Origin of the sequence: Euryhalocaulis caribicus (assembly GCF_000412185.1) — a bacterium.
Classification (GTDB): domain Bacteria; phylum Pseudomonadota; class Alphaproteobacteria; order Caulobacterales; family Maricaulaceae; genus Euryhalocaulis; species Euryhalocaulis caribicus.
Window position 1 is genome coordinate 111,241 of sequence record NZ_ASJA01000009.1, and the last position, 24,999, is coordinate 136,239.

At 64.2% G+C, this 24,999-nt stretch carries 21 protein-coding genes; 6 read left to right on the top strand and 15 right to left on the bottom strand.

Annotated features, from left to right (window positions below; all coding sequences use genetic code 11):
• The 5 genes from L338_RS09245 to L338_RS09265 are packed head-to-tail and all read right to left on the bottom strand — an operon-like array spanning nucleotide 1 to nucleotide 5,326.
• Nucleotides 1-432: a cupredoxin domain-containing protein gene (locus L338_RS09245; RefSeq protein WP_081639551.1), complete on the bottom strand. Its 432-nt coding sequence runs from the start codon at nucleotides 430-432 to the stop codon at nucleotides 1-3.
• Nucleotides 372-2,258 (bottom strand): sensor histidine kinase, encoded by a 1,887-nt coding sequence (locus tag L338_RS09250; RefSeq protein ID WP_152485864.1) that lies wholly within the window; start codon nucleotides 2,256-2,258, stop codon nucleotides 372-374. Before L338_RS09250 ends, L338_RS09245 begins: the two co-directional genes overlap by 61 nt.
• Nucleotides 2,259-2,277: 19 nt before the next feature.
• Nucleotides 2,278-2,685, bottom strand: a complete 408-nt coding sequence (locus L338_RS09255; protein WP_241762250.1) for a group I truncated hemoglobin — start codon at nucleotides 2,683-2,685, stop codon at nucleotides 2,278-2,280.
• A gap of 16 nt (nucleotides 2,686-2,701) precedes the next feature.
• A complete protein-coding gene (locus tag L338_RS09260) occupies nucleotides 2,702-3,562 on the bottom strand; it encodes a DUF3034 family protein (protein WP_022698096.1) in 861 nt (286 codons plus the stop codon).
• A gap of 60 nt (nucleotides 3,563-3,622) precedes the next feature.
• Nucleotides 3,623-5,326, bottom strand: a complete 1,704-nt coding sequence (locus tag L338_RS09265) for a class I adenylate-forming enzyme family protein (RefSeq protein ID WP_022698097.1) — start codon at nucleotides 5,324-5,326, stop codon at nucleotides 3,623-3,625.
• A gap of 166 nt (nucleotides 5,327-5,492) precedes the next feature.
• Here L338_RS09265 and L338_RS09270 point away from each other — a divergent pair, with 166 nt between their 5' ends.
• Nucleotides 5,493-6,488, top strand: coding sequence for an aspartyl protease family protein (locus L338_RS09270; protein WP_022698098.1), 996 nt, complete (start codon nucleotides 5,493-5,495; stop codon nucleotides 6,486-6,488).
• Nucleotides 6,489-6,494: 6 nt separating this feature from the next.
• Here the strand turns inward: L338_RS09270 and tdh are convergent, their stop codons facing one another.
• From tdh to L338_RS09290, 4 genes are all read right to left on the bottom strand, one after another.
• Nucleotides 6,495-7,529, bottom strand: a complete 1,035-nt coding sequence (tdh, locus tag L338_RS09275) for an L-threonine 3-dehydrogenase (RefSeq protein WP_022698099.1) — start codon at nucleotides 7,527-7,529, stop codon at nucleotides 6,495-6,497.
• Nucleotides 7,530-7,590: 61 nt separating this feature from the next.
• Complete coding sequence (locus L338_RS09280) at nucleotides 7,591-9,654, bottom strand: penicillin acylase family protein (RefSeq protein ID WP_022698100.1); 2,064 nt, start codon at nucleotides 9,652-9,654, stop codon at nucleotides 7,591-7,593.
• A 26-nt stretch (nucleotides 9,655-9,680) separates the two neighbouring features.
• Nucleotides 9,681-10,868, bottom strand: a complete 1,188-nt coding sequence (locus L338_RS09285; RefSeq protein WP_022698101.1) for a glycine C-acetyltransferase — start codon at nucleotides 10,866-10,868, stop codon at nucleotides 9,681-9,683.
• A gap of 13 nt (nucleotides 10,869-10,881) precedes the next feature.
• Complete coding sequence (locus L338_RS09290; RefSeq protein WP_022698102.1) at nucleotides 10,882-12,531, bottom strand: thiamine pyrophosphate-dependent enzyme; 1,650 nt, start codon at nucleotides 12,529-12,531, stop codon at nucleotides 10,882-10,884.
• A gap of 90 nt (nucleotides 12,532-12,621) precedes the next feature.
• On the opposite strand from L338_RS09290, the gene L338_RS09295 reads away from it, so the two are divergent.
• The gene (locus tag L338_RS09295; protein WP_022698103.1) at nucleotides 12,622-13,893 is read left to right on the top strand and encodes a cation:proton antiporter; all 1,272 of its coding nucleotides are present in this window, start codon (nucleotides 12,622-12,624) and stop codon (nucleotides 13,891-13,893) included.
• A gap of 133 nt (nucleotides 13,894-14,026) precedes the next feature.
• Here L338_RS09295 and L338_RS09300 read toward each other — a convergent pair whose 3' ends face one another.
• Complete coding sequence (locus L338_RS09300) at nucleotides 14,027-15,127, bottom strand: CaiB/BaiF CoA transferase family protein (RefSeq protein WP_022698104.1); 1,101 nt, start codon at nucleotides 15,125-15,127, stop codon at nucleotides 14,027-14,029.
• Between the two features lie 63 nt (nucleotides 15,128-15,190).
• Between L338_RS09300 and L338_RS09305 the strand changes: the two genes are divergently transcribed.
• A complete protein-coding gene (locus L338_RS09305; protein WP_022698105.1) occupies nucleotides 15,191-15,895 on the top strand; it encodes a glutathione S-transferase N-terminal domain-containing protein in 705 nt (234 codons plus the stop codon).
• A 737-nt stretch (nucleotides 15,896-16,632) separates the two neighbouring features.
• On the top strand, nucleotides 16,633-16,929 hold the full coding sequence (locus L338_RS09310) for an SEL1-like repeat protein (protein ID WP_022698106.1): 297 nt from the start codon (nucleotides 16,633-16,635) through the stop codon (nucleotides 16,927-16,929).
• Nucleotides 16,930-16,967: 38 nt separating this feature from the next.
• Here L338_RS09310 and L338_RS09315 read toward each other — a convergent pair whose 3' ends face one another.
• Nucleotides 16,968-17,726, bottom strand: coding sequence for a polysaccharide biosynthesis/export family protein (locus tag L338_RS09315; protein WP_051122748.1), 759 nt, complete (start codon nucleotides 17,724-17,726; stop codon nucleotides 16,968-16,970).
• Between the two features lie 101 nt (nucleotides 17,727-17,827).
• On the opposite strand from L338_RS09315, the gene L338_RS09320 reads away from it, so the two are divergent.
• Together L338_RS09320 and L338_RS09325 are read left to right on the top strand one after the other, a co-directional pair.
• The gene (locus tag L338_RS09320) at nucleotides 17,828-19,345 is read left to right on the top strand and encodes a GumC family protein (RefSeq protein ID WP_022698108.1); all 1,518 of its coding nucleotides are present in this window, start codon (nucleotides 17,828-17,830) and stop codon (nucleotides 19,343-19,345) included.
• 66 nt (nucleotides 19,346-19,411) lie between these two features.
• Entirely contained in the window at nucleotides 19,412-20,083 is a 672-nt protein-coding gene (locus L338_RS09325; RefSeq protein WP_022698109.1) for a P-loop NTPase family protein, read from the top strand.
• On the opposite strand, the gene L338_RS16525 is transcribed toward L338_RS09325, so the two are convergent.
• From L338_RS16525 to L338_RS09345, 4 genes are all read right to left on the bottom strand, one after another.
• Nucleotides 19,993-20,847: a polysaccharide deacetylase family protein gene (locus tag L338_RS16525; protein WP_022698110.1), complete on the bottom strand. Its 855-nt coding sequence runs from the start codon at nucleotides 20,845-20,847 to the stop codon at nucleotides 19,993-19,995. The genes L338_RS09325 and L338_RS16525 overlap by 91 nt on opposite strands.
• Nucleotides 20,844-21,740 (bottom strand): glycosyltransferase family 2 protein, encoded by an 897-nt coding sequence (locus L338_RS09335; protein ID WP_022698111.1) that lies wholly within the window; start codon nucleotides 21,738-21,740, stop codon nucleotides 20,844-20,846. Before L338_RS09335 ends, L338_RS16525 begins: the two co-directional genes overlap by 4 nt.
• On the bottom strand, nucleotides 21,737-23,194 hold the full coding sequence (locus L338_RS09340; protein WP_022698112.1) for a lipopolysaccharide biosynthesis protein: 1,458 nt from the start codon (nucleotides 23,192-23,194) through the stop codon (nucleotides 21,737-21,739). Before L338_RS09340 ends, L338_RS09335 begins: the two co-directional genes overlap by 4 nt.
• A gap of 67 nt (nucleotides 23,195-23,261) precedes the next feature.
• Complete coding sequence (locus tag L338_RS09345; RefSeq protein ID WP_022698113.1) at nucleotides 23,262-24,815, bottom strand: exopolysaccharide biosynthesis polyprenyl glycosylphosphotransferase; 1,554 nt, start codon at nucleotides 24,813-24,815, stop codon at nucleotides 23,262-23,264.
• Nucleotides 24,816-24,999: the final 184 nt, after the last annotated feature.

Genomic DNA, 24,999 nt, shown 5'->3' on the forward strand with positions numbered 1-24,999 from the left:
TCAGTCCGGAAGGACGGTCACCTTCAGGCGCATCTTGGGGTGGATGTCACAGCGGACGACATATTCGCCCGGTTGATCGAAAACGATATCGGTTCGCGATCCGATCGGCTGTGACCCGGAATCGAAGCTCAACGCGTCAGATTCCACATAGGCATGATGCAGGAACTGATCATCATTGACGATGGTCAGCGTTCCCCCTTCTGTGAGCGTCGTTTCCTCGGGGTCGAAAGCCCGTCCCCGCTGGGACACCGTCACCGTGGCCTCGCCCTGCCCGGCCGATTCACCCGGCAACACCGTGGCGGGCTGCGCTGCTGTAAAAACGGGAAAAGCGGCCACAGCCGCGACACATGAAATCAGGCGCATCTTCACTCTCACGCTACCGCAGCATCGGGATTTAGGGCTTTTGCCGGCGGCAACCAGATCGTCACGCATGTCCCCGCGCCCGGCTCCGACTCCACGCGCAGCTTTCCGCCTGACCTTTCGATCAGCTGGTTGGCCACCGCCAGCCCAAGGCCGCAGCCCTCATAGTGGCGCGTAACGCCTGATTCCAGCTGCCGGAAAGGCTCCAGCGCCATCGGGATCTTGTCGGCGCTCATACCGATGCCCGTGTCGCGTATGCGTATTTCCACGCCGCGGGGCAGAGCGGATATCTCGGCTGACACCGCCCCGCCCTCATCGGTGAACTTCACGGCGTTGGATATGATCTCTCCGGCCGCGCGCTTGACCGCGTTCGGATCGGCGTGCGCGCAGACCCCTTCTCCGCCGGAGACGGAAAGCCGGATGGACTTGGCGGCAATCTGCGTCTCGTGCAGTGCGACGGCCTCTTCAACAAGCTCGCTGACAGGCAAGGTTTCGGGCCAGAGTTCTGATTCCTGCGCGCCGGACACTTCCAGAATATTCTCGATAATCGTCAGCAGGTTCATCCCGCTTTCGTGGATCAGGGTCGCATAGCTCTTTTGCTGCTCCGCGTTGGCCGCGCCATGGCCTTTTAGAATACCGGCAAACCCGATGACGGCGTTCAGCGGGGTGCGCAATTCGTGCGTCATCGCCGTCATGAAGTCTGTTTTCGCCCGGCTGGCCATTTCGGCCCGGTCCCTGGCGTCCAGATAGTCCGACTCGCGCTGCTTGGCGTCGCTGATATCGGCCCAGGTGATCAGTGCCCCGCCTTCGCTGGTGGCGCTCCGGTCCATCCTCAACCAGCGCCCGTCCGGCAAACGCATTTCTCCAGCGTGAGCCTCTTCGGAAAACAGCGTGTCGCGCGACACGGAAACCGGCGATCCGTCCTGCCGGAAAAGTTCAGGATAGAAGGCTCCGTGAATATTTTCCTCGCGAAGGTCGGGGAAAAAGTCCTTCACCTTCACATTGGCATGAATAATCCGCTGGTCCGCATCGACCAGAACGATCGCCTCATGCGCGTTCTGAAGCGCGTCGATCAGGCGGATCTGCGCGGTTGTCCGCAGGGCTTTTTCCCGGGCCATCATCTCCCGGATATTGTCCTGCATGACCGACATGGAGCGCAGCAGAGCCCCGGTCTCATCCTGTCCCCCGGCCGGGATTTCCGCCTCGAAATCACCATCGGCGATCCGGTTCGCCGCGCCGGAGGCCGCATCCAGGGGCCGCACGATGGAGCGAGTCAGCAATGCAATAATCAGGATCGACACGGCAATCGCGGCCAGCGCCGCCGCTGTGTTCAGCCGCTGGCTTCTATCCACCGCCGCCACCGCGCTCTCCCGCGACAGATAGGCGGCATTGGCCTGTAGTTCGACGATGATATCGAGCGTTTCGACAATCTGGTCCGCCTGCGCCTGAAGCGTCCGCTCCGGCAAGGCCTCGCCGCCGGACGCCATGACCGCCGCACCCCATTCCTGCGCCTGCAGGCGCACCTCATGCGTCATCTCCCGCGAGCGGGCAGTCAGCGCGCGTTCCTCGACAATCTCCAGATCGCTCAGGAAATCGTCCATGCGCTCTTCAAATTCGGAAAAGTCGGCGCCGTCGGCGCCCTCATACACGCCCTGCCGCAACAGCGCGGCGTCCGCGCGGGAGAAGGACAGGCTCGCGGCCCGGGCAAAATTGATCGCCATCATGGGACGGTCATAGGTTTCCTCGACCACCGCCCCGGCCCGTGTAATCGACATCACGGCGTAAGCGCCCACCGCGGCCACCAGCAGGCACATCGCCAGACAGCCCAGAACCAGCCGGCTGCGAATCGTCGTCAGCAGGCGCGTCTGTTTCAGGGGTTGCGGCATATCCTGTGACACGGCGGTCCTGAAAGTCCTTCTACTCGGTCACCACGTCCCGGTGCATCGGCGCCAGAATCGCCAGCAGGCGGTTCTGGGTGCGGAACCCCACGCCCTCTTCGTCCATCGCGTCCTGAAGGTTCTCGACCAGCGCGTTGAAATCCGCCGTATCCAGCGCCAGCCCCTTGTGCGAGGCCTCCATCGTCTGCCCGGAATATTCGCAAGGCCCGCCCGTCAGATCGCAAATCTGTTCGGTCAGCAGGCGCTTGACCCGGTCGACATTGGAATTTTCGAAGGTATGGCCGATGCGCGGATCAGCGACCGAACGGTCAATCGCGCCATGCGCAATGCGCTCCACCGCGTCCGCCCCGCCAAGGTCTTCATACAGAGTCGCATCCGCCGCCTGCGCCGCGCCGGCGGCCAGCAGCAACGCGGCGAGCGCCGTCATCACCGGTCTCATCATCCTAAAACCCCACTTGCAGAGAAAAATACACGCCGGCCTGACCGCCCTGATTGGCCACCTCGCCCAGATCGACGCCGGCCAGCGTCAGAGACACGCCCTTGTTCGGGAAGAAGACCAGATAGGCCGCCGCGGCGTCCTCTTCGTCCGCGAAAGCCAGGTTGTCCGGCTTGGTCCGATAGTCCGCGCCCACGGCCCAGCGCCGGGACAGCAGCATCACGGCCGATCCGTCGAACTGCGCGGAATAATCCTCGTCAAAGCCCAGCAGGCCGAACTGGTTGGCCTGGGTGGCGCGCACGGTCCCGCTCAGAAGCAGGCTGTGCCGCAGATAGAGCTTCGTGGCGGACAGATAGTAATCCACCCCGGAATCGTCGTCCGCGCCAACGGCCGCCAGAACGGCTTCCTGTTCGGCGTCCTTGTACTGGATGCCGGCGGCCACCTGCGGATACCAGCGGTCCTGGTCATAGACCGCGTCCCCGAACAGCCGCACCTTGGCGCCGAAAACGTCCTGACCGAATTCAAACCCCTCGCCCAGTCCCAGCACGACGCCGGTCTCGCCCGTATCGAAATACTGGCGCGCATAGCTGAGCTCCACGCGGTCGAACAGGCCCGCGGCAAAGCCCACAGTCTCGAACGTGAAATCCGGCAGGTCCAGATAGCTGTAATGCGCATTGGCCCCGACGCCGTTGCGCGAGCCATAGCCCGTGATAACCGACCATGTGGAAAGCCCGGCCCCGCCCGCGCCCTCGATCTGGCTCACGCCGCCCGTGGCCAGAAGCTTGCCGCTGTCAAAGACCGTATCGGCCGCGGCGGGCGATGCGGCCGCGCAAACAGCCGTCATCACGCTGACAAGGTAATTTTTCATGTTCCTGGCCCTTATTTCCGGGCCAGAACACCAGATTTGGCTTAAAATCTCATTACTTGTCTATTCGGACCCGGCATAGAGCTTCTTCACGGTCAGCTTGTCGATTTTCGCCGTCCCGCCGCGCGGCAGGGGTTCGTCGCGGAACCAGAACCGTTCCGGAATCTTGAAGCCGGCCAACCGCTCTGCGGCAAAGGCCCTCAAGGCGTCCTCATCCGCCGCTTCGCCTTCATGGAGATAGACAACCGCGCCCACGGCCTCGCCCAGCCGCTCGTCCGGCAACCCGATTACCGCGATCTCCGCCACGCCGGGATGTTCGTAGAACGCCTCCTCCACCTCCAGCGCGGCAATGTTCTCGCCGCCGCGCAGGATCATGTCCTTCACGCGTCCCTGCACGTACAGGAAGCCGTCCTCGTCAAGCCGGCCCAGATCGCCGCTTCTCAGATAGCCTTCCTCATCGAACACCGCCTTCGTGTCCTCCGGGCGGTTCCAGTACTCGATCATATTGGCGGGCGAGCGGATGCAGATCTCCCCGATCTCGCCCACCGGAAGCGCCTTGCCGTCTTCCCCCGCGATCTTCACCTCCGTAACCGGCGGCACAACCTTGCCGGCCGCGTCGGGACGCGCCTCGTAATCGGCCCGGTTGATGATCGCGCCGATCGCGTTGGTCTCGGTCAGGCCATATCCCGACGCCGCGGCGGCGTTTGGCGTCAGCTTGCGCTGCCGGGCCACATGCTCGGGCGGCCGTTTCGCGCCGCCGGAACTGATATCGATCAGGCTGGCCATGTTCCGGTCGGTTTCCGAACAGGCCTGCGCCAGCTCCGCGGTCATCGTCGGCACGCCGACAAAATGCGTGATCTCCTCCGCCTCGATCAGACGCAGGGTTTCCTCCACGTCCCATTTGCGGATCATCACAATCTTCCGCCCGACAAACAGGGACATCAGGTACAGGCTGTGCGTCGCCGTGACATGGAACAGCGGCAGCGCCAGCAGCACCCCCATCTGCTTGCCCTCGGGCACGGCCGGATATCGCGGGTCGGGGACGGCCAGCCCGCCCGCCAGGATCAGCAGCCAGCTTTTAAGCGTCGTCATGACACCGCGATGGGAAGACAGAACTCCCTTCGGATATCCCGTGGAGCCGGACGTATACATCAGCGTCGCCGGATCATCCCGGCCCACCCCGGTCTGCGGCGGCGCGGTTTCCGCCTCGCCCTCGATCAAAGCGTCCAGCGTTGCCTCGCCGGCCTCGTGATCGCCCCGGACAGAAATGATTTTCACGCCCAGATCGCCTGCAAACGGCGTGATCCGGTCCAGCCGCCGCTTGTCCCCGATCACCAGCTTCGCGCCGGAATCCTCGAACGCGTATTGCAGCTCGCGCGTCGTCCACCAGGCATTCAGCGGCGTGGCGACGGCGCCCGCCAGAATGATCGCCTGGTAGGCCAGAATGAATTCGGGATAGTTGCGCATGGCGATAGCCACGCGATCGCCCGGCTTCACGCCCATCTTCGCGACCAGCGCATTGGCCAGACGGCAGGACAGCGCATAGGTTTCGGCAAAGGATAGCCGCTGGTCCTCATAGACCAGAAACGGCGCGTCGCCATGCATGGCGCCGAACGCAAACACCTCGCCCAGATTGGCCGACAGTTCCGCAAAGGCGCGGTGTTTCACGCCGCGTATCTCTTCCTGAGTCACCGCCCAGGCGGGATCGTTCTCCACCATGTAGCGGATCGCCTGCTCGACGGTTTCGAATTGCGGCGCGTTGGCCATTTCAGCTCCTCCCAAAGCCTGTTTTTGCAATGACTATAGAGGCTGCGCGCCATGAATCGAGAGCCTGAATTGCGTCATATTGCGCCCGGGCCGCGCATTAAACTTGTGTCATCTGGCCCCCTCCTGCTTGCCGCCTTCACACAACCGGCGGTAAATTTCAGGTCATATGAAACACCAATGGTCGATTACACGGGTCTGTCGGGGCGGAACGCTCTGTCTGGCCCTGTTTCTGGCCGGCGCGGGACTTTCGCTGGCCCAGCGAACCGGCGAACTCCCTCTCACCCCCACGACGGACGGTCTCTATCTGGCCCATGCCCGCGTCGCCGGGCAGGAGGGCGCTTTCGTGCTGGACACCGGCGCGGAAGTAACGGCCCTGGAGCCGGCCTTCGCCGCGCGCGCCCGGCTTGAGACCTCAACCAGTTCCCGCCGCATCATCGGCCTCACTCAGGTAGAAGACGCCGGCGTCGCCTCGGTTGATATCGATGCCGGGCCGATACGCCGGACAGCCAGCGACGCCGCCATTCTCAGGGAGGCCCTGCCTTACCCGGCCGAAGCCGACGGCTTGCTGGGCCTCAGCGCCCTGCTGCCGGACGACGCGGCCATCGTGGAGATCGATTTCCGCGACCACGCCTTTCGTTTCCATACGGCGGAAACTGCGCCCGAGCCCAATTTTGAATCGGCCTGGCTGGACCTTCAGCCCTCGCCCAACAACCTCTCTGTCTGGCTTGCGCCGGTGGAGCTGGACCGCGTTTCCGGCGCGGCCCTGATCGATACCGGCGTCCCTTTCCTCGTGATGAACGAGGCCTATGAGAGAGTCCTGAAGGCCAAGGGGCGGCTTGAACCGATCGAGATTACCGGCTTCGACGAAAATGCCGACCGGCCGGAGGTCGTGCGGATCGAACGCCTGAAACTCGGCTCGGTCGTATGGAAAAACGTCCCCGTCTATGTGCTGGAATCGCCCGCCTTCGCCGCGCTGGGGCGAAAGGACGAACCGACGCTGATCCTTGGCGCTTCGGCGTTCAAGGACATGAAAATGGTCATAGACATCAAGGAGGGCCGCTTTGTCGCGGCGCCGCCGGAATATTTCGATGAGGATCGCCGCGCCTGCACCGGCAGCCGGATTTCCTGCGCCGGCAATGTCACGCGCATGACGCGCAGCTAGCGCGCCCTATTCCCAGTCGATAATCACCTTGCCGCTCTGGCCGGACACCATGGCGTCAAACGCCGTCTGGTAATCGTCCACCTTGTAGCGGTGAGTGATAATCTTCGAGACGTCGAGGCCCGATTCCAGCATGGCCAGCATCTTGTACCAGGTCTCGAACATGCGGCGGCCATAGACCCCCTTGATGGTCAGCGCCTTCAGGATGATCTTGGAATAATCGGTGGTCAGCGGTTTGGCCGGCAGACCCAGGAACGCGATCTTTCCGCCCATGATCATATTGTCCAGCATCTGGTCGAAGGCCGGCCCCGCGCCCGACATTTCCATGCCGATATCGAAGCCTTCGGTCATGCCGAGATCGGAAACGGTTTGCTTCAATGCGCCTTGTTCGCCGGCGTTCACGGTCACCACGCTCGGAACCACGGTCTTGGCCAGCTCCAGCCGGTAATCGTTCAGGTCGGTGATCACGATATGCCTCGCGCCGACGTGCCGCGCCACGGCCGCCGCCATGATGCCGATGGGGCCGGCCCCGGTGATCAGCACGTCCTCGCCCACCAGGTCGAAGGACAGCGCCGTGTGAACCGCATTGCCCAGCGGATCCAGGATCGCCGCGATTTCAGTCGGAACCGCATCGGGCAGCGGCACCACATTGAACGCCGGCAATTTCATATATTCGGCGAAAGCGCCGGGCATGTTCACGCCGACGCCTTTGGTTTCAGGGTCGAGGTGAAAGCGCCCGGCCCGCGCCGCGCGGCTGCGATTGCCGACGATATGACCCTCGCCGGAAACGCGCTGCCCCGGCTTCACGCGGGTTACGTCCTCACCGACCGCTTCGATCACGCCGCCATATTCATGGCCGACGATCATCGGGGTGGGGATCGTATTCGCCGCCCAGTCGTCCCAGTTATAGATATGAACGTCCGTGCCGCAGATCGCGGTTTTCTGGATACGGATCAGAACGTCATCCGGCCCGATTTCCGGCTTCGGCTCGTCATCATGCAGCCAGATGCCGGTTTCCGGCTTTTCCTTGACCAGGGCTTTCATAATCGACCTCGTGACCCTTCCGACTTGAAGGGATTAGAATTGGTGCGTCAGGCGTACGAACTCAGCGTCTGGGCGCTTGGTTCCGCTCCAGAATGGGCGTGACCCCGGACATATCCATTCCGCAGAGCCTGTCCAGATGGACCGGCTTCAATTCCATGTTCGCGAACAGTTCGGCCTGATCATTGTAGTGCGGCGAGTCGGGCCGGGATATGGCGGCCCCGAACGGTTGCGCGGTTTGCGAGGCGACATTCCCCGCCTCATCCCATTCCACGAACATCACGAAGGAATCGCCAACATCGGCGATCAGCTTCCCGTCTTCGCGATCCGACCAGCCGATGGCGCGCAGGGCGTCAGGCCCGCCCGTCAGCGGGAAATCCGCCTCGCCGCGCTTCAGCCGCAGCACGTCGCCCAGCGGCGGATCCAGCCGCCCGTGATGCTTTTCCAGAAACTCCGCGGAGTCCCGCAGCAGTGTTTCGTAATCCGGCGGCTCCTCGCCGAAATAAGTCGAGACCATGAGCGGCCCCATGATCAGCACGGCCAGAGCGTCCGACATGCCCTCGCCGTCCAGAGACCAGTCCCAGTTCTTCAAGGTCTCCGTTGCCGCCTTCAGGTCCGCCGCGGTCTCGCCCGCCGCGATGACTTTCTGGAACTCCAGCCCTTCCGGCGAGTCCGGCTCATAGCCGCGGTCATACTTGATCGTCTCAAGCTCCGCCCGCGTGATGCTGTCATCGGCGTCCAGCAGCTTCACAGCCCGCATGATCCGGTTGGTCATGCGCTTTTCGATGCCCAGCCGCTCTGGATAATCCGCGCGGTCCAGATTGTACGCCACGCGGGTGGCGACGAACGGCGTGTTGTTGGAATTGACCACATAACCCGACGCCGGATTGGCCAGCAGCGGAATTTGCGCAAAATCCACCGGCCCGTCCCAGAGCGCCGCCGCCTCATCGCCGGGAAGAACGTCCCGCCAGTCATAGCCCTCCGCCCGGTCCGGGAACTGGGCGTTATAGAGCATGGCGATATTTCCATCCCGGTCGGCATAGATGAAATTGGTCGCAGGGATGGCCTGCATCCGCATCACGTCCAGCCATTCGGTCCAGTCGCCCGCCTTGGTCAGCTCGTAATATTGCTGAACATGACGCGTTTCGTCCTGCGTGGCGTAGCGCACCGCATAGGCGCCATGATCGTTCTCGATCACGGGGCCGTGGATCGACCGCTTGATGGTTTTCGGGATGGGCACCGCCACCGGCCCGAACTTCACGCGCAACCAGACCCGCTCTCGCTCCAGCTCCCGCCATTCGCCGTCATAGCGATAGCGCTTGCCGGACCGGTCCAGCTCCAGCTCATAGATATCAACCAGGTCCGGCCGGTTGACCGTGTTGGTCCAGCCCAGATTGCGGTTATGCCCCAGCAGAATCACGGGCGAACCCGGGAACAGCGCCCCGGCGAAACACATCCCCTCGCCGCTCGCCATGCGCGCCTCATACCACGCCACCGGGCCTTCCCAGGGCTGGTGGGAATTGGCGATCAGACGCGTCGCGCCATCGGCGGAACGGGACGGCGCAATGGCGAACCCGTTGGACCCGCCCGCCTCCAGCGGTTCGAACCGCGCCGGCTTCTCGCCGTCAAAGATCGGCCCCACCGCCCGGTCCAGCCCGAAAAAGAAGGGCGAACGCAGGATGAATCCGGCGACAATATCCTCCCCCGTCGCCGGAAACAGGCCGCGCCGGATCACCTCGTCCGGGTGCGCTTCGGCATAGGCGTTCAGCCCGGCCGCGTAGCCGTCGACCAACGCCTGCGTCTCATCTGAAATCTCGCTGGCATACCCGCGCGCCGCCTTCTCGCGGACATTGAGGAAATGCGCCATGAAGTCGATCTGCGCGCCTTCGCGCCCGTGCACCGTCCCCATCTCGGCGCGCGTCATCAGCAGGACGTCCTGCATGGTCGAAAAATCGTCCTCGGCCTCGGCATAGGCCAGCGCGAAGGCCGCGTCCGCGTCCGTCTCCCCATAGACGAACGGCACGCCCCATTCGTCCCGGACAATGCGCGCGGTTTCGCCATAGGTTTGCGCGGCCGCTCCGCCGGTGAGCATCAGCCCTGCCGCGACAGCCCAGAGAACCAGCTTCATTATCCCTCCCCCGAAGACAGCTTTTGTCAGATGACGCCCAGCTCCTTGCCGACTTTGGTGAAGGCGGCCACGGCCTGGTCAATCTGTTCGGACGTGTGCGCGGCCGACATCTGTGTGCGGATGCGCGCCTGTCCCTTCGGCACGACCGGATAGAAGAAGCCGATCACATAGACATGCTCGTCCATCAGCTTGTCGGCCATTTTCTGACTCAGCGCGGCATCGCCCAGCATCACCGGAATAATCGGGTGCTCGCCCGGCAGCAGGTCGAACCCGGCCTCGGTCATGCCGGCGCGGAAGCGTTTGGCGTTGTCGAACAGGCGCGCGCGCAGGTCGTCGCCCTCTTCCACGATATCCAGCGCCGTCAGGCTCGCCCCCACAATCCCCGGCGCCAGCGAGTTGGAGAACAGATAGGGCCGCGAGCGCTGGCGCAGCATGTCCACCACCTGCTGGCTTGCGCAGGTGAATCCGCCCATCGCCCCGCCCAGCGCCTTGCCCAGCGTGCCGGTCACGATGTCGGCCTTCACGCCGCAATGAGAAGGCGTCCCTCGCCCCTTCTCGCCCATGAAGCCGTGGCTGTGGCAGTCATCGACCATCACCAGCGCGCCGAAATCGTCGGCCAGCGCGCGGATCTGGTCCAGCTTGGCGATATAGCCGTCCATGGAGAACACGCCGTCCGTGGCGATGATGATGTCCCGCGCCCCGGCCTCGCGCGCCTCGTTCAGCTTGGCGCGCAGATCGTCCATGTCGGAATTGGCGTAGCGGAACCGCTTGGCCTTGCACAGCCGCACCCCGTCAATAATCGAGGCATGGTTCAGCGAGTCCGAGATAATCGCGTCTTCCGGCCCCAGCAGCGGCTCGAACAGGCCGCCATTGGCGTCGAACGCGGCGGCGTAGAGGATGGCGTCGTCAAAACCCAGCCATTGCGCCAGCCGTTTTTCCAGCTCCCTGTGCAAATCCTGCGTGCCGCAGATGAAGCGCACGCTGGCCATGCCGTAGCCGTGATCGTCGATGGCCCGTTTCGCCGCGTCGATCAGGCGCTCGTCGTCCGCCAGCCCCAGATAGTTATTGGCGCAGAAATTCAGGACATTGCCTCGCCCCGCCACCTCGATGTCGGAATCCTGCGGCGTGGTGATGATGCGCTCGCGCTTGTACATCCCGCCGGCCTCGATCTCGCGAAGCTCTTCGTCCAGGCGGTCATAAAAGGACTCGCTCATGTGAGGGTCTCCTTCAGCTTTCCATCTCGGACAGCCGCTTTCCGGGCGCGATGTCCTCAAGCGACTGGATAATGTGGATCAGCGCCGGCTTGCCGCAGCCCAGCGCCTTGTCGAACGCAGCCTCGAAATCCTTGGTCGTTCGCACGCGGAAACCCGCCGCGCCGAAGGATTCGGCCATCGCCTTGAAGTCCGGATTGGTCAGCTCTGTGCCGCTGACACGGCCCGGATAAGTCTTCGCCTGGTGCATGCGAATTGTGCCGTAAGTCCCGTTATCAAATACAAGAAATACAACATTGACGCCATAACGAACCGCCGTGGCCAGCTCCGCCACCGCCATCATGAAATCGCCGTCCCCGGCCACGCCAATGACCGGCCGGTCTGGATATTCCAGCTTCGCCGCAATCGCCGCCGGCACGCCATAGCCCATCGCGCCGGAGGTCGGCGCCAGTTGCGAAGGGAAGCAGCGATGCTGGTAGAAGCGATGCAGCCAGGCGGCGAAATTCCCCGCCCCGTTGGTCAGCACGGCCTCATGCCCCAGCTTCTCGGACAGCATGGCGTAAATCTCTGACGGGTTCAGATCCCCCGTCACCGGCACCGGCGCGATCCATTTTTCATAGTCCGCCCGCGCCGCTGTGCGCCATTCGCTCTCGTCCGAAGGCTGCGGCGCAAAATTGCCCAGCGCAGCGATGAAAGCGGACGGGCGCGCCGTAATCGCCAGTTTCGGGCGATACACCCGGCCCAGCTCCTCGCCGCCCGGATGTACGTGGATCAGCTTGTCCGCCGCCCCGCCGGGCGTCTCGAACAAATCATAGGACTGGGTAGTCATCTCCCCCAGCCGCGCCCCGATGACCAGCAGCAAATCGCATTCCCGCATCCGCGCGATCAGCTCGGGATTACAGCCGATCCCGGCCTCGCCGACATAATGGCTATGCGTGTTGTCCATGATCTGCTTGGCCCGGAAGGCGGATATCACCGGAACGTCGAACGCTTCGGCCAGCCCGTGCAGCGCCTTCGCCGACTCATGGCTCCAGCCCGGTCCGCCGACCATGACCAGCGGTTTTTCCGCTGCGCTCAACGCCTCCGCCACCTCGCGCGCCGTCTCGTCGGAAACCTCGGACCGCGCCTCAACCAGCGCCGCCGCCGGTTCCGCATCGACTTCATCGCGCAGCATGTCCTCGGGGAACGCCACCACGACCGGGCCGGGCCGCCCGTTCGTCGCCGCCGCATAGGCCCGCATCATCTGCTCGGGCACCCGCGCCGCGTCGCGGATCTCGAAGCCCAGCTTGGCGATGCCGTCGAACGCCTTGTTGTAGTCCAGCTCCTGAAACGCCTCGCGCCCCTCGTCCTCGCGCCGGACCTGCCCGACCAGCAGCAGCATCGGCGTCGAATCCTGTTGCGCCGTATGAACGCCCACCGCCGCCTGCGTCGCGCCGGGGCCGCGCGTGACAAAGCACACGCCCGGCCGCCCGGTCAGCTTGCCGTGAGCTTCGGCCATGTTCGCCGCGCTGGCCTCGTGCCGGCAGACGATCAGCTCGATCGCATCCTTCCGGTCGGCCAGCGCGTCGAGCGCCGCCAGGTAGGATTCGCCGGGAACACAGAAAATTCGATTACATCCCTGCGCGATGAGCGCATCGATGAGATGGCGGGCGCCTGTCTGTTTCATGCCAGCGGACTTAACACGCCCCGCGCCCCGCGCAAGCGGCCCGTTCGATTTCGCGTTGACCCCCTCGCAGGGGCGGGCCAGCTTGGCGCCATGCTGCACGTCTCCGTCCTCATAGATTTCGCCGCCCTTCTCTTCCTCGCCACCGCCCTTTTCGGCTGGCTGAACGTGAAGATTTTCAAGCTGCCGCACACGATCGGTCTGGTCGTGGTGTCGCTGCTGGCCTCCATCCTGATCATAGCGGTCAGCCATGTCGCGCCCGGCCTTGGCCTCACGGAGACCGCCCGCGCCTTCCTGGAAAACCTCGAACTTTCGGAGGTGATTCTCGAAGGCATGCTGGTCTTCCTGTTGTTTGCCGGCGCGCTGACGGTGAACCTGCCGGACCTGATGAGCCGCAAATGGTCCGTCCTGATCCTCGCCACGGTTGGCGTCGTCATCTCCACCGCTCTCATCGGCTTTGGCATGTATGGCGTCTTTATGCTGGCGGGCGCGGCGATCCCGTTGAAATGGTGCCTGGTGTTCGGGGCCTTGATCTCGCCCACGGACCCCATCGCGGTCCTCGCCATCCTCAAGCGCCTCGGCCTCCCGGAATCGCTCACAACCGAGATCACGGGCGAAAGTCTGTTCAATGACGGCGTCGCCATCGTCGTGTTCAGCCTCGCCGTGCTGGTCGCCACGGGCGGCGGCGGAGATCACGGCGCGGGCGATGTCACCGTGCAGAGCGCCGCGCTCTTCTTCCTTCAGGAGGCCGGCGGCGGCATCGTTCTGGGAATTCTGGCCGGTCTCGCTTCCTACGGACTGATGCGCCATGTCGATCATTACGAGACGGAGATCCTGATCACGCTGGCGCTGGTCACCGGCATCGCCTCGCTCGGCCATATCCTGCACGTCTCCGCGCCGCTGGCCGTGGTGCTGGCGGGCCTGTTCCTTGGCAATCAGGGCCGCATGTTCGCCATGAGCTCGAAGACCGAGGAACATCTTTTTCAGTTCTGGACGCTGGTGGACGAGGTCATGAACTCCATCCTCTTCGTCCTCATCGGGTTCGAGATCGTGGCCCTGACCTTTCAGGGCTCCTGGTTCATCGCCGCCCTGCTGGCCATCCCGCTGGCGCTGGCCGTGCGCTTCGTCTCGCTCGCCGCGCCGCTCTTCACCTTCAATTTGATGAAGGATCGCCCCAAAGGCGCCCTCCCCATCATGACCTGGGGCGGCCTGCATGGCGGCATCTCGGTGGCGCTGGCGCTCTCTCTCCCGCCCTCGCCCTACAAGGAGCCGCTTCTGCTGGCCTGCTACGCCGTCGTCCTGTTCTCGATCATCGTACAGGGCCTGACGCTGGAACGCGTCGCCAAGCGGTTTCACGGGGAATAATCAGGCTGGACACCTGCTTCGGGACGCGGGCTTCACCCGCTCCTCAGCATAAGAGATCGGATTGTTAGTTCTGAAATCCTCACCCTAAGGAGCTGCGAAGCGGCGTCTCGAAGGGTCGGCGCAAAATAAAGCGCTACCCCAGCCCCCACCGCTCCATCGCCGCGTCCGCGCTCCCGCCCTCGCGGATTTCCCCCGGCGTCCGTGAAAACCGCGGCGCGGGCGCGGGCTGGGTCTGGCCGTCCCGCTCCACCACGCTGCCTCGCGCTTTCATATGCGGATGTTCCGGAACCTCTTCCAGCGACAGCACCGGCGCAAAGCACGCATCCGATCCTTCCAGCAATTGCGTCCATTCCGCCCGCGTCTTCGTGGCGAAAATTTCCGCCAGGCGCGCCTTCACATCGCCCCACGCCGCCGGATCGTCGCGGCGCGCCAGAACCGGGTCGTCTTCCAGCCCCATGATCTCCAGCATCTTCGCGTAGAAATGCGGCTCCAGCCCGGCGACGGAGACGAACTTCCCGTCCGAGCACTTGTAAACGTCATAGAAGGGCGCGCCGCCATCCAGCAGGGTCCGACCCCGCGCTGCGCCCCACAGCCCCTCCGCCTTCAGCCAGTGGAAAATCCCCATCAGGCTGGACGCCCCGTCCACGATGGCCGCGTCCACCACCTGCCCCTCGCCGGTCGTCCGCGCATGGGTCAGCGCCGCCAGCACGCCCATGATCAGGTACAGCGACCCGCCCCCGAAATCCCCGACCAGGTTCAGCGGGGGCATGGGCCGCTCCGGCGTGCCGATGGCGTCCAGCGCCCCGGTCAGCGCGATATAGTTGAGATCATGACCGGCGGCGTGCGCCAGCGGCCCGTCCTGCCCCCAGCCGGTCATGCGCCCGTAAACAAGCGCCGGATTGGCCGCCAGTGCCGCCTCCGGTCCCAGCCCCAGACGCTCCATCACGCCCGGCCGGAAGCCCTCGATCAGGATATCCGCCTTCCCGCACAGAGACAGGCAGGTCTGCCGCGCCTCATCGCTTTTCAGGTCCAGCTTCAGGGTCGGCCGCCCGCGCAGATGCACTTCTTTCGCCGCCGGGTCCGGCGCGCCGGCGCGGTCCACGCGGATAATGTCCGCCCCCAGATCGGCCAGCAGCATGCAGGCAAACGGCGCCGGGCCGATCCCCGCAAACTCCACAATGCGCACGCCCTTCAACGGGCCTTCACGATTTTGCGAACTCTCGGCGGTGGTCATGCGCGGCGCGCCTTCCTATCTGCTTGGGTCACGTCAGGCGAACAAAGAAAGACGCGAAGAATCATGGCTGATCCTATCGAACTTTATTACTGGCCCACGCCCAATGGCTGGAAAGTCTCCATTTTTCTGGAGGAAACCGCCACGCCCTACACGCTTAAACCCGTCAATATCGGCAAGGGCGAGCAATTCGAGCCGGACTTCCTGAAGATCAGCCCCAATAACCGCATGCCCGCCATCATTGACCCCGACGGCCCGGACGGGAAACCGGTCAGCGTCTTCGAATCCGGCGCCATCCTCCAGTATCTCGGCCGCAAGACCGGCCAGTTCTATCCCGCGGATGAGCGCGCCCGCGTTGAAGTCGAACAATGGCTGTTCTGGCAAATGGGCGGCCTCGGCCCCATGGCCGGACAGGCCCACCATTTCCGCAATTACGCGCCCGAAAAGATCGAATACGGCATCAATCGCTACACCGACGAGGTGCATCGCCTCTATGGCGTGCTCGATACGCGCCTGAAGGACCGCGACTACGTCGCCGGCGACTATTCCATCGCCGACATGGCGATCTGGCCCTGGGTCCTGCCCGAAGGCCAGGGGCAGGACATCGAGGAATTCCCCAACCTCAAGGCCTGGCTGAAACGCGTCGGCGATCGCCCCGCCGTCCAGCGCGGCCGCGCCCTCGGCAAGGACCTCCGCAAACGCCTCGACGACGGCTCAAAGGAATCCGAAGACGCCAAGAAGGTCCTCTTCGGCCAGCGCGCGCGGAAATAGCGCCGAGTTTCCGGAGGAAGTTTGCGCTCTCTGGAGTTCGCCTTCGAGACGCCCTCCCGGGCTCCTCAGGCTAAGGCTTGGAATGTGAGGTTCTTGTTTTCCTTGCCCCTTCCATCACCCTTCCCCTGAGGAGCCGCGCCAAAGGCGCGGCGTCTCGAAGGGCCGGAAAGCAGGGACAAACACGGAAATATCAGACCGGGTCTCCACCTGAGCCATACTCCTCCCTGTTCGCCGCCGCGAGGGACCATGAGCTCGGGTCGCATGGGGCGGGGAACGGCGCCGGAGGTGTCGCGGGAGGAGACCTTGCCCGATGACCGCTCCGGCCTGTCGGAAGGGACTGCGAAGGAAAAACGGTCGCAAGGCCAACTTCAGGCAGGTTCAAACGTCAGCGGCGCGCAGCTTCGGTTCGCAAAGCAATCCAATAATAAATACGGCCAGCGTCCGAAACGCGCGCCGCTTCCCTCACCTTACCAAACACCTCCGAGGTCACAGACCTGCGGGGCCTGAACTGTGTCCGAAAAGCCGCAAAAACGAATCAATCCATAGAATCCGCAAAAATATTTTTGGACCCTGTCAAGCTTAACTCTTTTTCAAGTGGACCGATTCAATTCTCCCTATGCGCCTGGAGAGAACAAAGGGCGTGAATTGTTGAAACGGTCGCACTGGCGATCCGAATGAACAGGGCCGGAGAAGCTCGCACGGAACGCCAATCGCAAAACAGCGATGGGATGAGTGAAATGGCTTACACCGACTTTGAAATGCGCGAAGCTTCGCGCTCGCTTTCCGGAAACCCCAGCGGGGAAGACCTCTATCAGCTGGGTCTGATCTACTCCGCCGGCGAAGGCGAATGCTCCGACTATGTCGAGGCGCACAAATGGTTCAACCTGGCGGCCCTGATGGGCAATGACGCCGCGAAGACCTACCGCGCCGAACTGGCTCAGGAAATGTCCTCCAACGAAATCGCCGCAGCCCAGCGGGCCGCGCGTGAATGGCTCTCGACGCGCCCTGCGCGCACGATCGGCCGCGCCCACTAGGCGCGGCCCCATTCCTTCCTTCTTTTCTGGAAGACCGCCTAGTTGTAGGCGCTGCCCGCCGCGTACGAGAAGCCGAGATTGAACGGCAGAAGGTCGCGGATATATTGCTGCACGAACAGGTTCGCATCCGCGATCCCGGACTTCGGTACATAAACAATATCAAAGCGTTGTAGCGGAATGCTGTCGCCGCCCTCGACCCCTCTCAGGGACGCTTTCAGATCCACGGCGCGCAACATGGCGCCGCCATCGGGCGCGCGCCGGATGATGCCCACCTCGCTGCGGTTCGCCGTATCCTCGAAGCCGCCGGCAATCGCCACGGCCTCAAGCGCGCCGATCGGCCCCGGCAAATCATAAAGCCCCGGCTGCCCCACTTCGCCCAGCACCAGCACGCGCTGCGAACCGAAGCTCGCCGGAATGGCTTGGACCTGCGGCCGAAGCAGCTGGCTCGACAAAGCCTGCGCCATCAGGGATTCGAATTCGCCCAGCGTCCGGTCGGTCGCCGGGATCGTCCCGGCCAGCGGAAAACGGACATTGCCGTCCGGCGCCACCGTCACGGTCTGGCTCAGCTCCGGCGCGCTCGGCACCCGGACTTCCACCTCGTCGCCGGGATAGAGCCGGTAGGCCGGCGCCTGCGACGACCATGACTGGAAGGCCGCGGCGCGCGAGGACCCCGCCCCGCGCACCATCGCCTCGCCGCCAACCGGGCGCGGCTGGACGCCTTGATAGGAATAACGGTCCGGACCGGACATGCATCCGGCAAGGAGAAGGGGCGCGAAAAGCAGATAACGCGGGCTCATGCGCGCAAACTTAATCCGAAAGGATAAGGAAAATTTAAACACGGCGGCCTGATTGTCTGGCCTTGGATAAATATCCGCCGATCCGGCTCTGAAAGGCCCGAATGTCCGCCTCGAACCAACCGCCCGCGAATGACGGCTACCGCGTGCTCGCCCTGATGCTGTGGCGGGAGCGCTGGCTGATGATCGCGACCTTCCTGATCGTGGCGCTGGCGGGGCTCATCCTGGTGATGCAGCTGGAAAAATCCTACACGGCCAAGGCTTCGCTGCTGGTTCGGTATGACGACGCCTATGTCTATCAGCCGCTTCTGGGCGATGGCGGCCGGGGCGAGAGCTTCAATCTGGAACAGATCATCCAGTCCGAAATCGGCCTGCTGCGCGCCGACCAGTTGAAAACCCGCGTTCTCAACGAAATCGGCCTGCGCGAGATCTATCCGGAACTCGCCAATGAATATGCTGAAGCCTCCCCGTCGGAGCGGCGGGAGATTTTCGGCGCGGCCATCCGTACGGTGCGCGCCAATCTGGGCGCCGGCGCCGCGCCCAACACCTCGATCATCGATGTCAGCTTCACCCATGACGACCCGCAGGTCGCCGCCGAATTCCTGAACACGCTGATCCAGGAATATCTGCAATACCGCCGCGACGTTCTTCTGGGCGAAATCGAGTCCGATGCGGATACGCCGCGCGATCTCTACGAATCCCGACTGGAGGAAGCGAATAACGAGCTTGAAGTCTTCCTCAGCGATTCCGGCCTTGGTGATTTCGAAGGCGCCCGGCAGGCCCTGCGCGACCGCGAAGCCCGCGTCGCCAATGACCTGCTTCAGGCCGAGGCCGATCTGGCGCAATGGCGCGCCCGGCTTTCCTCCATCAATGGCGATCTGACCGGCGTGCCGCAGGAGATCGAGCAATATGTCGAGAACGATGCGACCGGACGGCTTCTCGAACTGGAAATGGAGCGGCAAGACCTCCTGACCCGCTACAAGCCGGACGCCACGCCGGTCCGTGAAGTCGAACAGCAAATTGAAGGCTTCCGCCGCTTCCTGGCCTCCGGCGGCGGCGAAGGCGCCGGCATGCGCCGCGTCGGCCCGAACCCGATTCGACAGGCGCTGGAGAGCGACAGGCTGGAAGCCGAGGCGCAGGTGCGCGCCCTCGCCCAGCGCGTCACCGCCCTGAACGGCCAGCTCCGCGATATCCGCGACGAACAGCTGCGCCTGCAAAATCTCGCCCCGGAATATGAGCGCCGGGCCCGCCGCGTGCGCGCCATCCAGACCACGCTGGACCAGGTGGCCGAGCGGCAGGAACAGACCCGCGCCCTGCGCCACCTGACCGCCGACGCCGCCGATAATGTCCGCATCGTCGAGACCGCCGAAGCGCCGACGCAGGGCCACAGCATCAAGAAGGTCGCCTTCGCCGGCGTGCTTCTGGTCGCCGGGTTCCTGGCGCTGGTCGCCGGTCTTCTGCACGCCTTCCTGACGCCCCCGCCGGGCGCCGCGCCGGCGCGGCGCAAACGCCGCGACAGCCGTGGATCCCATCGGGAAGACGTCACCCACGTCCATCATTACGAGGCCCCGCCGAAAGAACGCCTGCCCGTTCTTGCGATGGTTCGCCGCAATCCCGCCTGAACGGACTGTTGCGATAGGATCGCGTTAACCACGCGGCCCTAGCCTGTGCGGCGTGGAGTTTAGCCCTTGATCGACCTGACCGAAGACCTCAGCCAGCTTGTGCACAGTCTGGAACGCACGCGCCCCGATACCGGGCGCGGCTGGGTGATTCTGTTCACGGCCCCCAATCGCCATGCCGGACTGTCGCTGATCACGCGGGAATTTGCCCGGCTGGCCGCCCGCAAGTCACAGCGCGGCGTCTGGCTCTATGATCTCGATTTCCTTGCAAACAGCCAGTATCGCGCCTTCGCCGCGCCCGGCATGGTGCGCAAGTTCGGCCCGCCCGGCGCGCCGCTGGACGCCAGCCTGAACAAGGATGCGTTCTGGAAATTCGACAATGACACGGACGCCAATTCGGCGCTGACGCTGCACCGCGTGGGCCGCTCGCGCCTGTTCGTCTCCCGCTTCAACGCCAGAGCGGCCGCTCCGGGCACGCGAATCAAGGTGCGCGCCGCGCATGACTACTGGGAAGCCGTGCGCGACGTCGTGGATCTCGCCGTGATCGACGCCCCCTCGCCCGAACGCTCACGCGCCGGGTTTGCGCTTTACGGGGAGGCCGATGCTGTTGTTTTCGTGGTCGATGGAACGGAAAAGAGCGCCGAACAGGCTCACGTTCTGGCTGAAGAGGTCGAAGCCCGCGGCGGCTTGCCCGCCGGGCTGGTGGTGAACCAGCTGGCCAGACCGCGCCGCGCGGCCTGAGGCGTCAGGCAGACTTTCGCGGCTTCACCGAAGGTCAGAACATCCAGCCCGACCGCCCGCGCCGCCCGCAGGCATGTCCACAGCTGATCCGGCGTACAAGCCCAGTCGCCCTCCGAATGCTCCACGCCATGTGCGAACAGGACGACCCAGGCCGGGTTGCGCGCCGCGGCGGCGATCAGATCCGTAGCGCGATCGATTTGCGCCTCGCCGCCATCAATGCAGGCTGACTTCAGCAGTCCGCGATCACATGAACCGCGATTGAGATCGGCGCGCACGCCCCGGATCGCCGTGAATTTTTGCACCAGGGCCCGTTTGGCCGCCGGCGACGCTTCGCCATAGGGAAAAGCGAAGCTTTCCAGATTCCTGTCCAGCCCCATCGCTTGCAGAGCGCGGGCATTCCGTTCGACATCGGCGATAACGTCCTCGATGCTCGCCTGCGCGCAATCGAGATGAGAGAAGGTATGACAGCCGATTTCGTGGCCCCGCCGCGACAGGCCGATCACATCCCCGGCATCGAACATCGGCCCGGTATGATCCTGGCCGCCCGCGAACCCGCCGGACGCAAAATACGTCCCCCGCGCCCCGAATGCCTCCAGCGCCGGAGCGCCATTGGCGGCAGCCGACTTGGGAAAGTCGTCAAAACAGATCGTCAGCACCCCGCGCGCCGGACGGCACAGCGCATGGCTGCGGCCCAGCGCATAGCGGCCGCGCCGGGCTATCTTGGCGCCAACGCCGCGCGCGGGCTGATAGACCCCTTCGCTCACGGCAATGCATCCCCGTACCAGCTGGCGCGCCAGAGCTTCAGCGCCGCGACGCGGACATCCACCGGCGCCGGGGCGCGCACTATGCGGGACAGGACCGGACGGCAGGCGCGCTGGCCCGGCGTGCGGCGCAACAGCTTTGCCCAGCGGTAAAGCGGCATGCGCGCGGCGATATCCGGGTGAAGGCTGACAAAACGGGCATAGTTGGCGCCGGAATTCTGATAGCGGTCCAGCAGACCTTCCTCGGTCTCGAGTCCGGCATGAATGGCCGGGTTCTGGATATGCAGGATGGTAAAATGGTGCGCCGCACGGGCCGCCCACTCCATGTCCTCCCATCCCCAGCCCGCGAAACCCGCATCAAAGGGCTGCGCCGCCAGAACCGATTTTCGGACCAGGAGATTGGACGTGTAGAGGTGCCGCGCGGGGTCTTCGGCGCGGACAACCGCCGGGGCGCATTCCGCCGAACGCGAGAACGCCTGATGAAGCTTGTATTGCGGCGCGGAGGCGTCGTCCGGCGCCTCGAACCCGCCAAACGCAATATCCGGATCGTGATCGACAATCGCGCTGGTCCAGCGCGACAGGAACTCGTCGTCCGGAAAGCGCATGTCGGCGTCCAGGAACAGCACCTTGTCCGCCTTCGCGGCCCTGACCAGCGCGTTGCGCGCCTCGGCCCGGCCGCGATTGGCCTTTTCGGTCACCAGGCGCGCCGGAAAGCCGCAATTGGCAATGGCGTTCTCGATCTTTTCGGTCAGTGTTTCGTCCGCGGTCCCGTCATCATAAAGGACAAGCTCCACGCCCAGCTCGCAAAGCGGAATCGCGCGCCCCATGTCCGCAATCAGCGGCGTCGGGTCGTCCTTGTAGAAAGGGACCAGAACGGAAAGCCGGATTTCACTCATGCTGCAGCCTCCTTCACGCCAAAGCGCCCGGGCATGATTTCGCCCGCAAGCGCCCGGATTTCCCCTGCATCAATGGCCCAGATGGCGGCGGCATAGATCACTGCGCCGACCACCGCCTTGGCCAGAAGCGTTACAAATGCGGCCCCGAACGCCGGAACCAGCCACACGCCCAGCGCCATCACGCCGCACGCCGCACCCACCTTGGCAAATTCGCCCCAGGGCAAGGGCAGCGGAAAATAGCGCCGCCCCATGACACCACTGAGAACAGCGCCAAGACCATAGGCCGCCACCGTCGCCACGACCGCGCCCATGACGCCCATTCGCGGCAGCAGGATCAGGTTCAACGCAACGTTCAGCACTGCCGGCGCGATCATCACCAGCGGAATGATCCGCGTGCGTTTGGCCAGAATGAACGCCTCATGGAGGTAGTAGACCATGAAGCCGTTCAAAAACCCTGAAATTGCGATCCATGGAATAATTCGCGCCGCCTGATCGCGGAACGCCTCGCCCGTCATCACCGCCGCCAGCGGATCGGCGACAAGGCCCAGCCCGATGGCGGCGGGCGCGCCCACCAGCGCCATCATCATGGCGTTGCGGCGGGCCGCTTCGCGCGCCTTGTCCCGACCGCCCTGTTCCAAAGCCGTGATCGCCAGTGGCGCGGCGGCGAGGCCGATCCAGATGAACAACACGTCGATCGTGCGGTCTGCCAGAGCATAGCCGGCGGAATAGACGCCTACTGACGCATCCCCCAGAATCCAGGCGATCAGAAAGCGGTCTGACGTCGCCACGGCATGCGACAGGATCAGCGAGAGCGAGATGGGCAGGCCATACAGGGCGTAAGTTCTGGCGCGCTTCCAGTCCGGCGCCGCATCGGCGCGCCTGATCAGCTTCGGCGCTTCGAACGCCAGAACAATGACAGCGGCGCAGAGAAGCCCGGCGAACGGTCCGGCGGCGCGCAGCGGCGTGAACATGATGAAGGCCAGCCCCAGCCCGAAGCCGCCCAGCAGGTTCAGCGTTTCTGTCAGGCCATAGCGCCGCACCCGGTGTTCGGCGCGATAGGATTCCAGCACCAGCTTGACGAGCGACCGGAACAGGATGGACGCCGCCATGAAAGCGAACGCCATACGCATCGTTTCCGGCATGGGCGCAAAGACCGTGATCAGAGCCAGAATGAGACTGGCGGGCAACGCCACGGCGGCATAGATCGCCAGAAGCGTTGCAAAATGGGATCGCGTTTCGCCGCGCGACGCGGCGCGCGCATAGAACCGCGCAGCCCCCGCTTCTATCCACGTGAATAGCGGGACGTGTAGAAAGCTCATCGCCGCCATGATCACGGCATACTGGCCGTATTCGCCGGTCTCCAACAGCCGTGTCAGGGCCCAGACGCCGCCGAATCCGACGATGACCTGGGCGAGATTGACCGGCAGATATCCCAGAAGGTGGCGACCCAGCATTCCCTGTCCTTTTCCCCTACAGGGTGAATGAAGCAAGTTCCGGACCGCCTGACAGGCGAATTCAGCCTCAGCGCGGCGCCAGCCGGTCGCCCAGCAGGCACGGCACGGTCATCAACATGATCCAGAGGTCCAGCCAGACATTCTGGCGCTCGATATATTCGATGTCATAGGCGACCCGCTCGCGCACGGCCTCAGGCGTATGAACCGGCCCGCGGGAGCCATGAACCGCCGCCCAACCCGTGATCCCGGGCTTCACCCGGTGGCGGTGCGCATATTCGGCCACCAGACGATGCGACTCCACATCGCCCGTCTTCATGTCGATGGCGTGCGGGCGCGGTCCGACCAGCGACATGTCGCCCCGCAACACGTTGAAAAGCTGCGGCAACTCATCAAGGCTGGTCTTGCGCAGGAAACGCCCGATGCGCGTGACGCGGGGATCATCCGCTTCCACCTGCCGTGTCGGGCGGGAGGCTTCCTCGGGCCGCATGGTCCGGAATTTCCAGACCTCGATAATCGAATTATTGAATCCGTGGCGGAACTGGCGGAAGAAGACCGGGCCGGGTGAATCCAGCTTTATCAGAAGTGCGATGACGGCCATGGCCGGCGCCACGGCCAGAAGGCCCAGCGCGCCAATCGCCAGATCCTGCGCGCGTTTGGCGACCGCCGCGCTGCGGCGATCCGGTCCGCCGGACAGATAGGCGATCGGAGAGTCGGCCAGGCAGGACAACGTCGTGGCGCGGGGATCGGTCCCCTCCACGTCCAGGAACAGCGCAATACGCTGGGGCAAGGCGTCCAGCCGCGACACAAGCTGGCGGACCCGCGTCTCGGCGTGGCTTGTCACGGTGATGATGATCTTGCGCGCTTCCGGCAGACGCGCCCAGCTTGTCATATCTTCAAGCGTGCCAATCACGGGCGCATCGCCAATTACTGATGGCGTGCGTTCATCCATGCGGTCGTCGAAGACCCCGATTACGTCCAGATCGCCGGTTTCCGCGTTGGCTTCGATCAAGGCGCGCGCATTGGGCGTCGCTCCCACGATCACCACTTTCGTCCGCAAGGCGCCGGAGCTGCGCAAATGCGCGGCGGTCAGGTATAGCGCCGCGTGAACGGCCAGCAGGGCCATAGCCGAAGCGCCGCCCGTAAGAATCACCGGCCGCATAGGCGCGCCTGAAAATGCGATCCACAGGGCCGCCAGCCCTCCCCCGAGGGCAAATCCCGCGGAGGTCTTGGCCAGATGCGCAAACAGGCTGCTGGACTTCAGAAAGTCATAAATTCCGGTGAGCGTGAAAATATAGCTGACCATGGCCGGAGCCAGAAACCAGGGCGCGGCGAGATAGAATGGCGCGCCCCAGAACGGCCCGCTGACAGATGCGGCCAGCCCGGAGGCGGCCAGCGCGTAGAGAATGGCAAGATCCAGAGTGCGCGCCGCCGCCATGAAACCGGTCTGGCGCAATAGCTGGCTGGAATTGTCCACCCGCGGCGCCGAGGATTCGTTCAGCGCGTCTTCAAACGCCCGGCAATCCTCCGGCGACGCCGTTTCAATCCGCCGTGGCGGCGCGTCGCCGGCGCGCGGACTGCGCGGCGGCGATGACAGGGTGCGGGCGGCGCGGGCCATGGTCATCGACGGTCCTGATCATTCAAATTCGATCATTTCATTTAACCGATGACCGGTAAGGGCGCGTTAAAGGCGATGGTGAAGAAGCGGTTACCGTGCGCGCGCTGCCCTCAAGGACTTGATCAGCATGACCAGAAACGGCTAATCCCGGCGACGGAGAGGTGGCCGAGTGGTCGAAGGCGCTCCCCTG

What these genes read in the sequence shown, in the direction of transcription:
- L338_RS09245 (WP_081639551.1), bottom strand. Translation starts at nt 432, where the DNA reads ATGCGTGACGATCTGGTTGCCGCCGGCAAAAGCCCTAAATCCCGATGC.
- L338_RS09255 (WP_241762250.1), bottom strand. Translation starts at nt 2,685, where the DNA reads ATGACGGCGCTCGCCGCGTTGCTGCTGGCCGCCGGCGCGGCGCAGGCG.
- L338_RS09260 (WP_022698096.1), bottom strand. Translation starts at nt 3,562, where the DNA reads ATGAAAAATTACCTTGTCAGCGTGATGACGGCTGTTTGCGCGGCCGCA.
- L338_RS09265 (WP_022698097.1), bottom strand. Translation starts at nt 5,326, where the DNA reads ATGGCCAACGCGCCGCAATTCGAAACCGTCGAGCAGGCGATCCGCTAC.
- L338_RS09270 (WP_022698098.1), top strand. Translation starts at nt 5,493, where the DNA reads ATGAAACACCAATGGTCGATTACACGGGTCTGTCGGGGCGGAACGCTC.
- tdh (WP_022698099.1), bottom strand. Translation starts at nt 7,529, where the DNA reads ATGAAAGCCCTGGTCAAGGAAAAGCCGGAAACCGGCATCTGGCTGCAT.
- L338_RS09280 (WP_022698100.1), bottom strand. Translation starts at nt 9,654, where the DNA reads ATGAAGCTGGTTCTCTGGGCTGTCGCGGCAGGGCTGATGCTCACCGGC.
- L338_RS09285 (WP_022698101.1), bottom strand. Translation starts at nt 10,868, where the DNA reads ATGAGCGAGTCCTTTTATGACCGCCTGGACGAAGAGCTTCGCGAGATC.
- L338_RS09290 (WP_022698102.1), bottom strand. Translation starts at nt 12,531, where the DNA reads ATGAAACAGACAGGCGCCCGCCATCTCATCGATGCGCTCATCGCGCAG.
- L338_RS09295 (WP_022698103.1), top strand. Translation starts at nt 12,622, where the DNA reads ATGCTGCACGTCTCCGTCCTCATAGATTTCGCCGCCCTTCTCTTCCTC.
- L338_RS09300 (WP_022698104.1), bottom strand. Translation starts at nt 15,127, where the DNA reads ATGACCACCGCCGAGAGTTCGCAAAATCGTGAAGGCCCGTTGAAGGGC.
- L338_RS09305 (WP_022698105.1), top strand. Translation starts at nt 15,191, where the DNA reads ATGGCTGATCCTATCGAACTTTATTACTGGCCCACGCCCAATGGCTGG.
- L338_RS09310 (WP_022698106.1), top strand. Translation starts at nt 16,633, where the DNA reads ATGGCTTACACCGACTTTGAAATGCGCGAAGCTTCGCGCTCGCTTTCC.
- L338_RS09315 (WP_051122748.1), bottom strand. Translation starts at nt 17,726, where the DNA reads ATGAGCCCGCGTTATCTGCTTTTCGCGCCCCTTCTCCTTGCCGGATGC.
- L338_RS09320 (WP_022698108.1), top strand. Translation starts at nt 17,828, where the DNA reads ATGTCCGCCTCGAACCAACCGCCCGCGAATGACGGCTACCGCGTGCTC.
- L338_RS09335 (WP_022698111.1), bottom strand. Translation starts at nt 21,740, where the DNA reads ATGAGTGAAATCCGGCTTTCCGTTCTGGTCCCTTTCTACAAGGACGAC.
- L338_RS09340 (WP_022698112.1), bottom strand. Translation starts at nt 23,194, where the DNA reads ATGCTGGGTCGCCACCTTCTGGGATATCTGCCGGTCAATCTCGCCCAG.
- L338_RS09345 (WP_022698113.1), bottom strand. Translation starts at nt 24,815, where the DNA reads ATGACCATGGCCCGCGCCGCCCGCACCCTGTCATCGCCGCCGCGCAGT.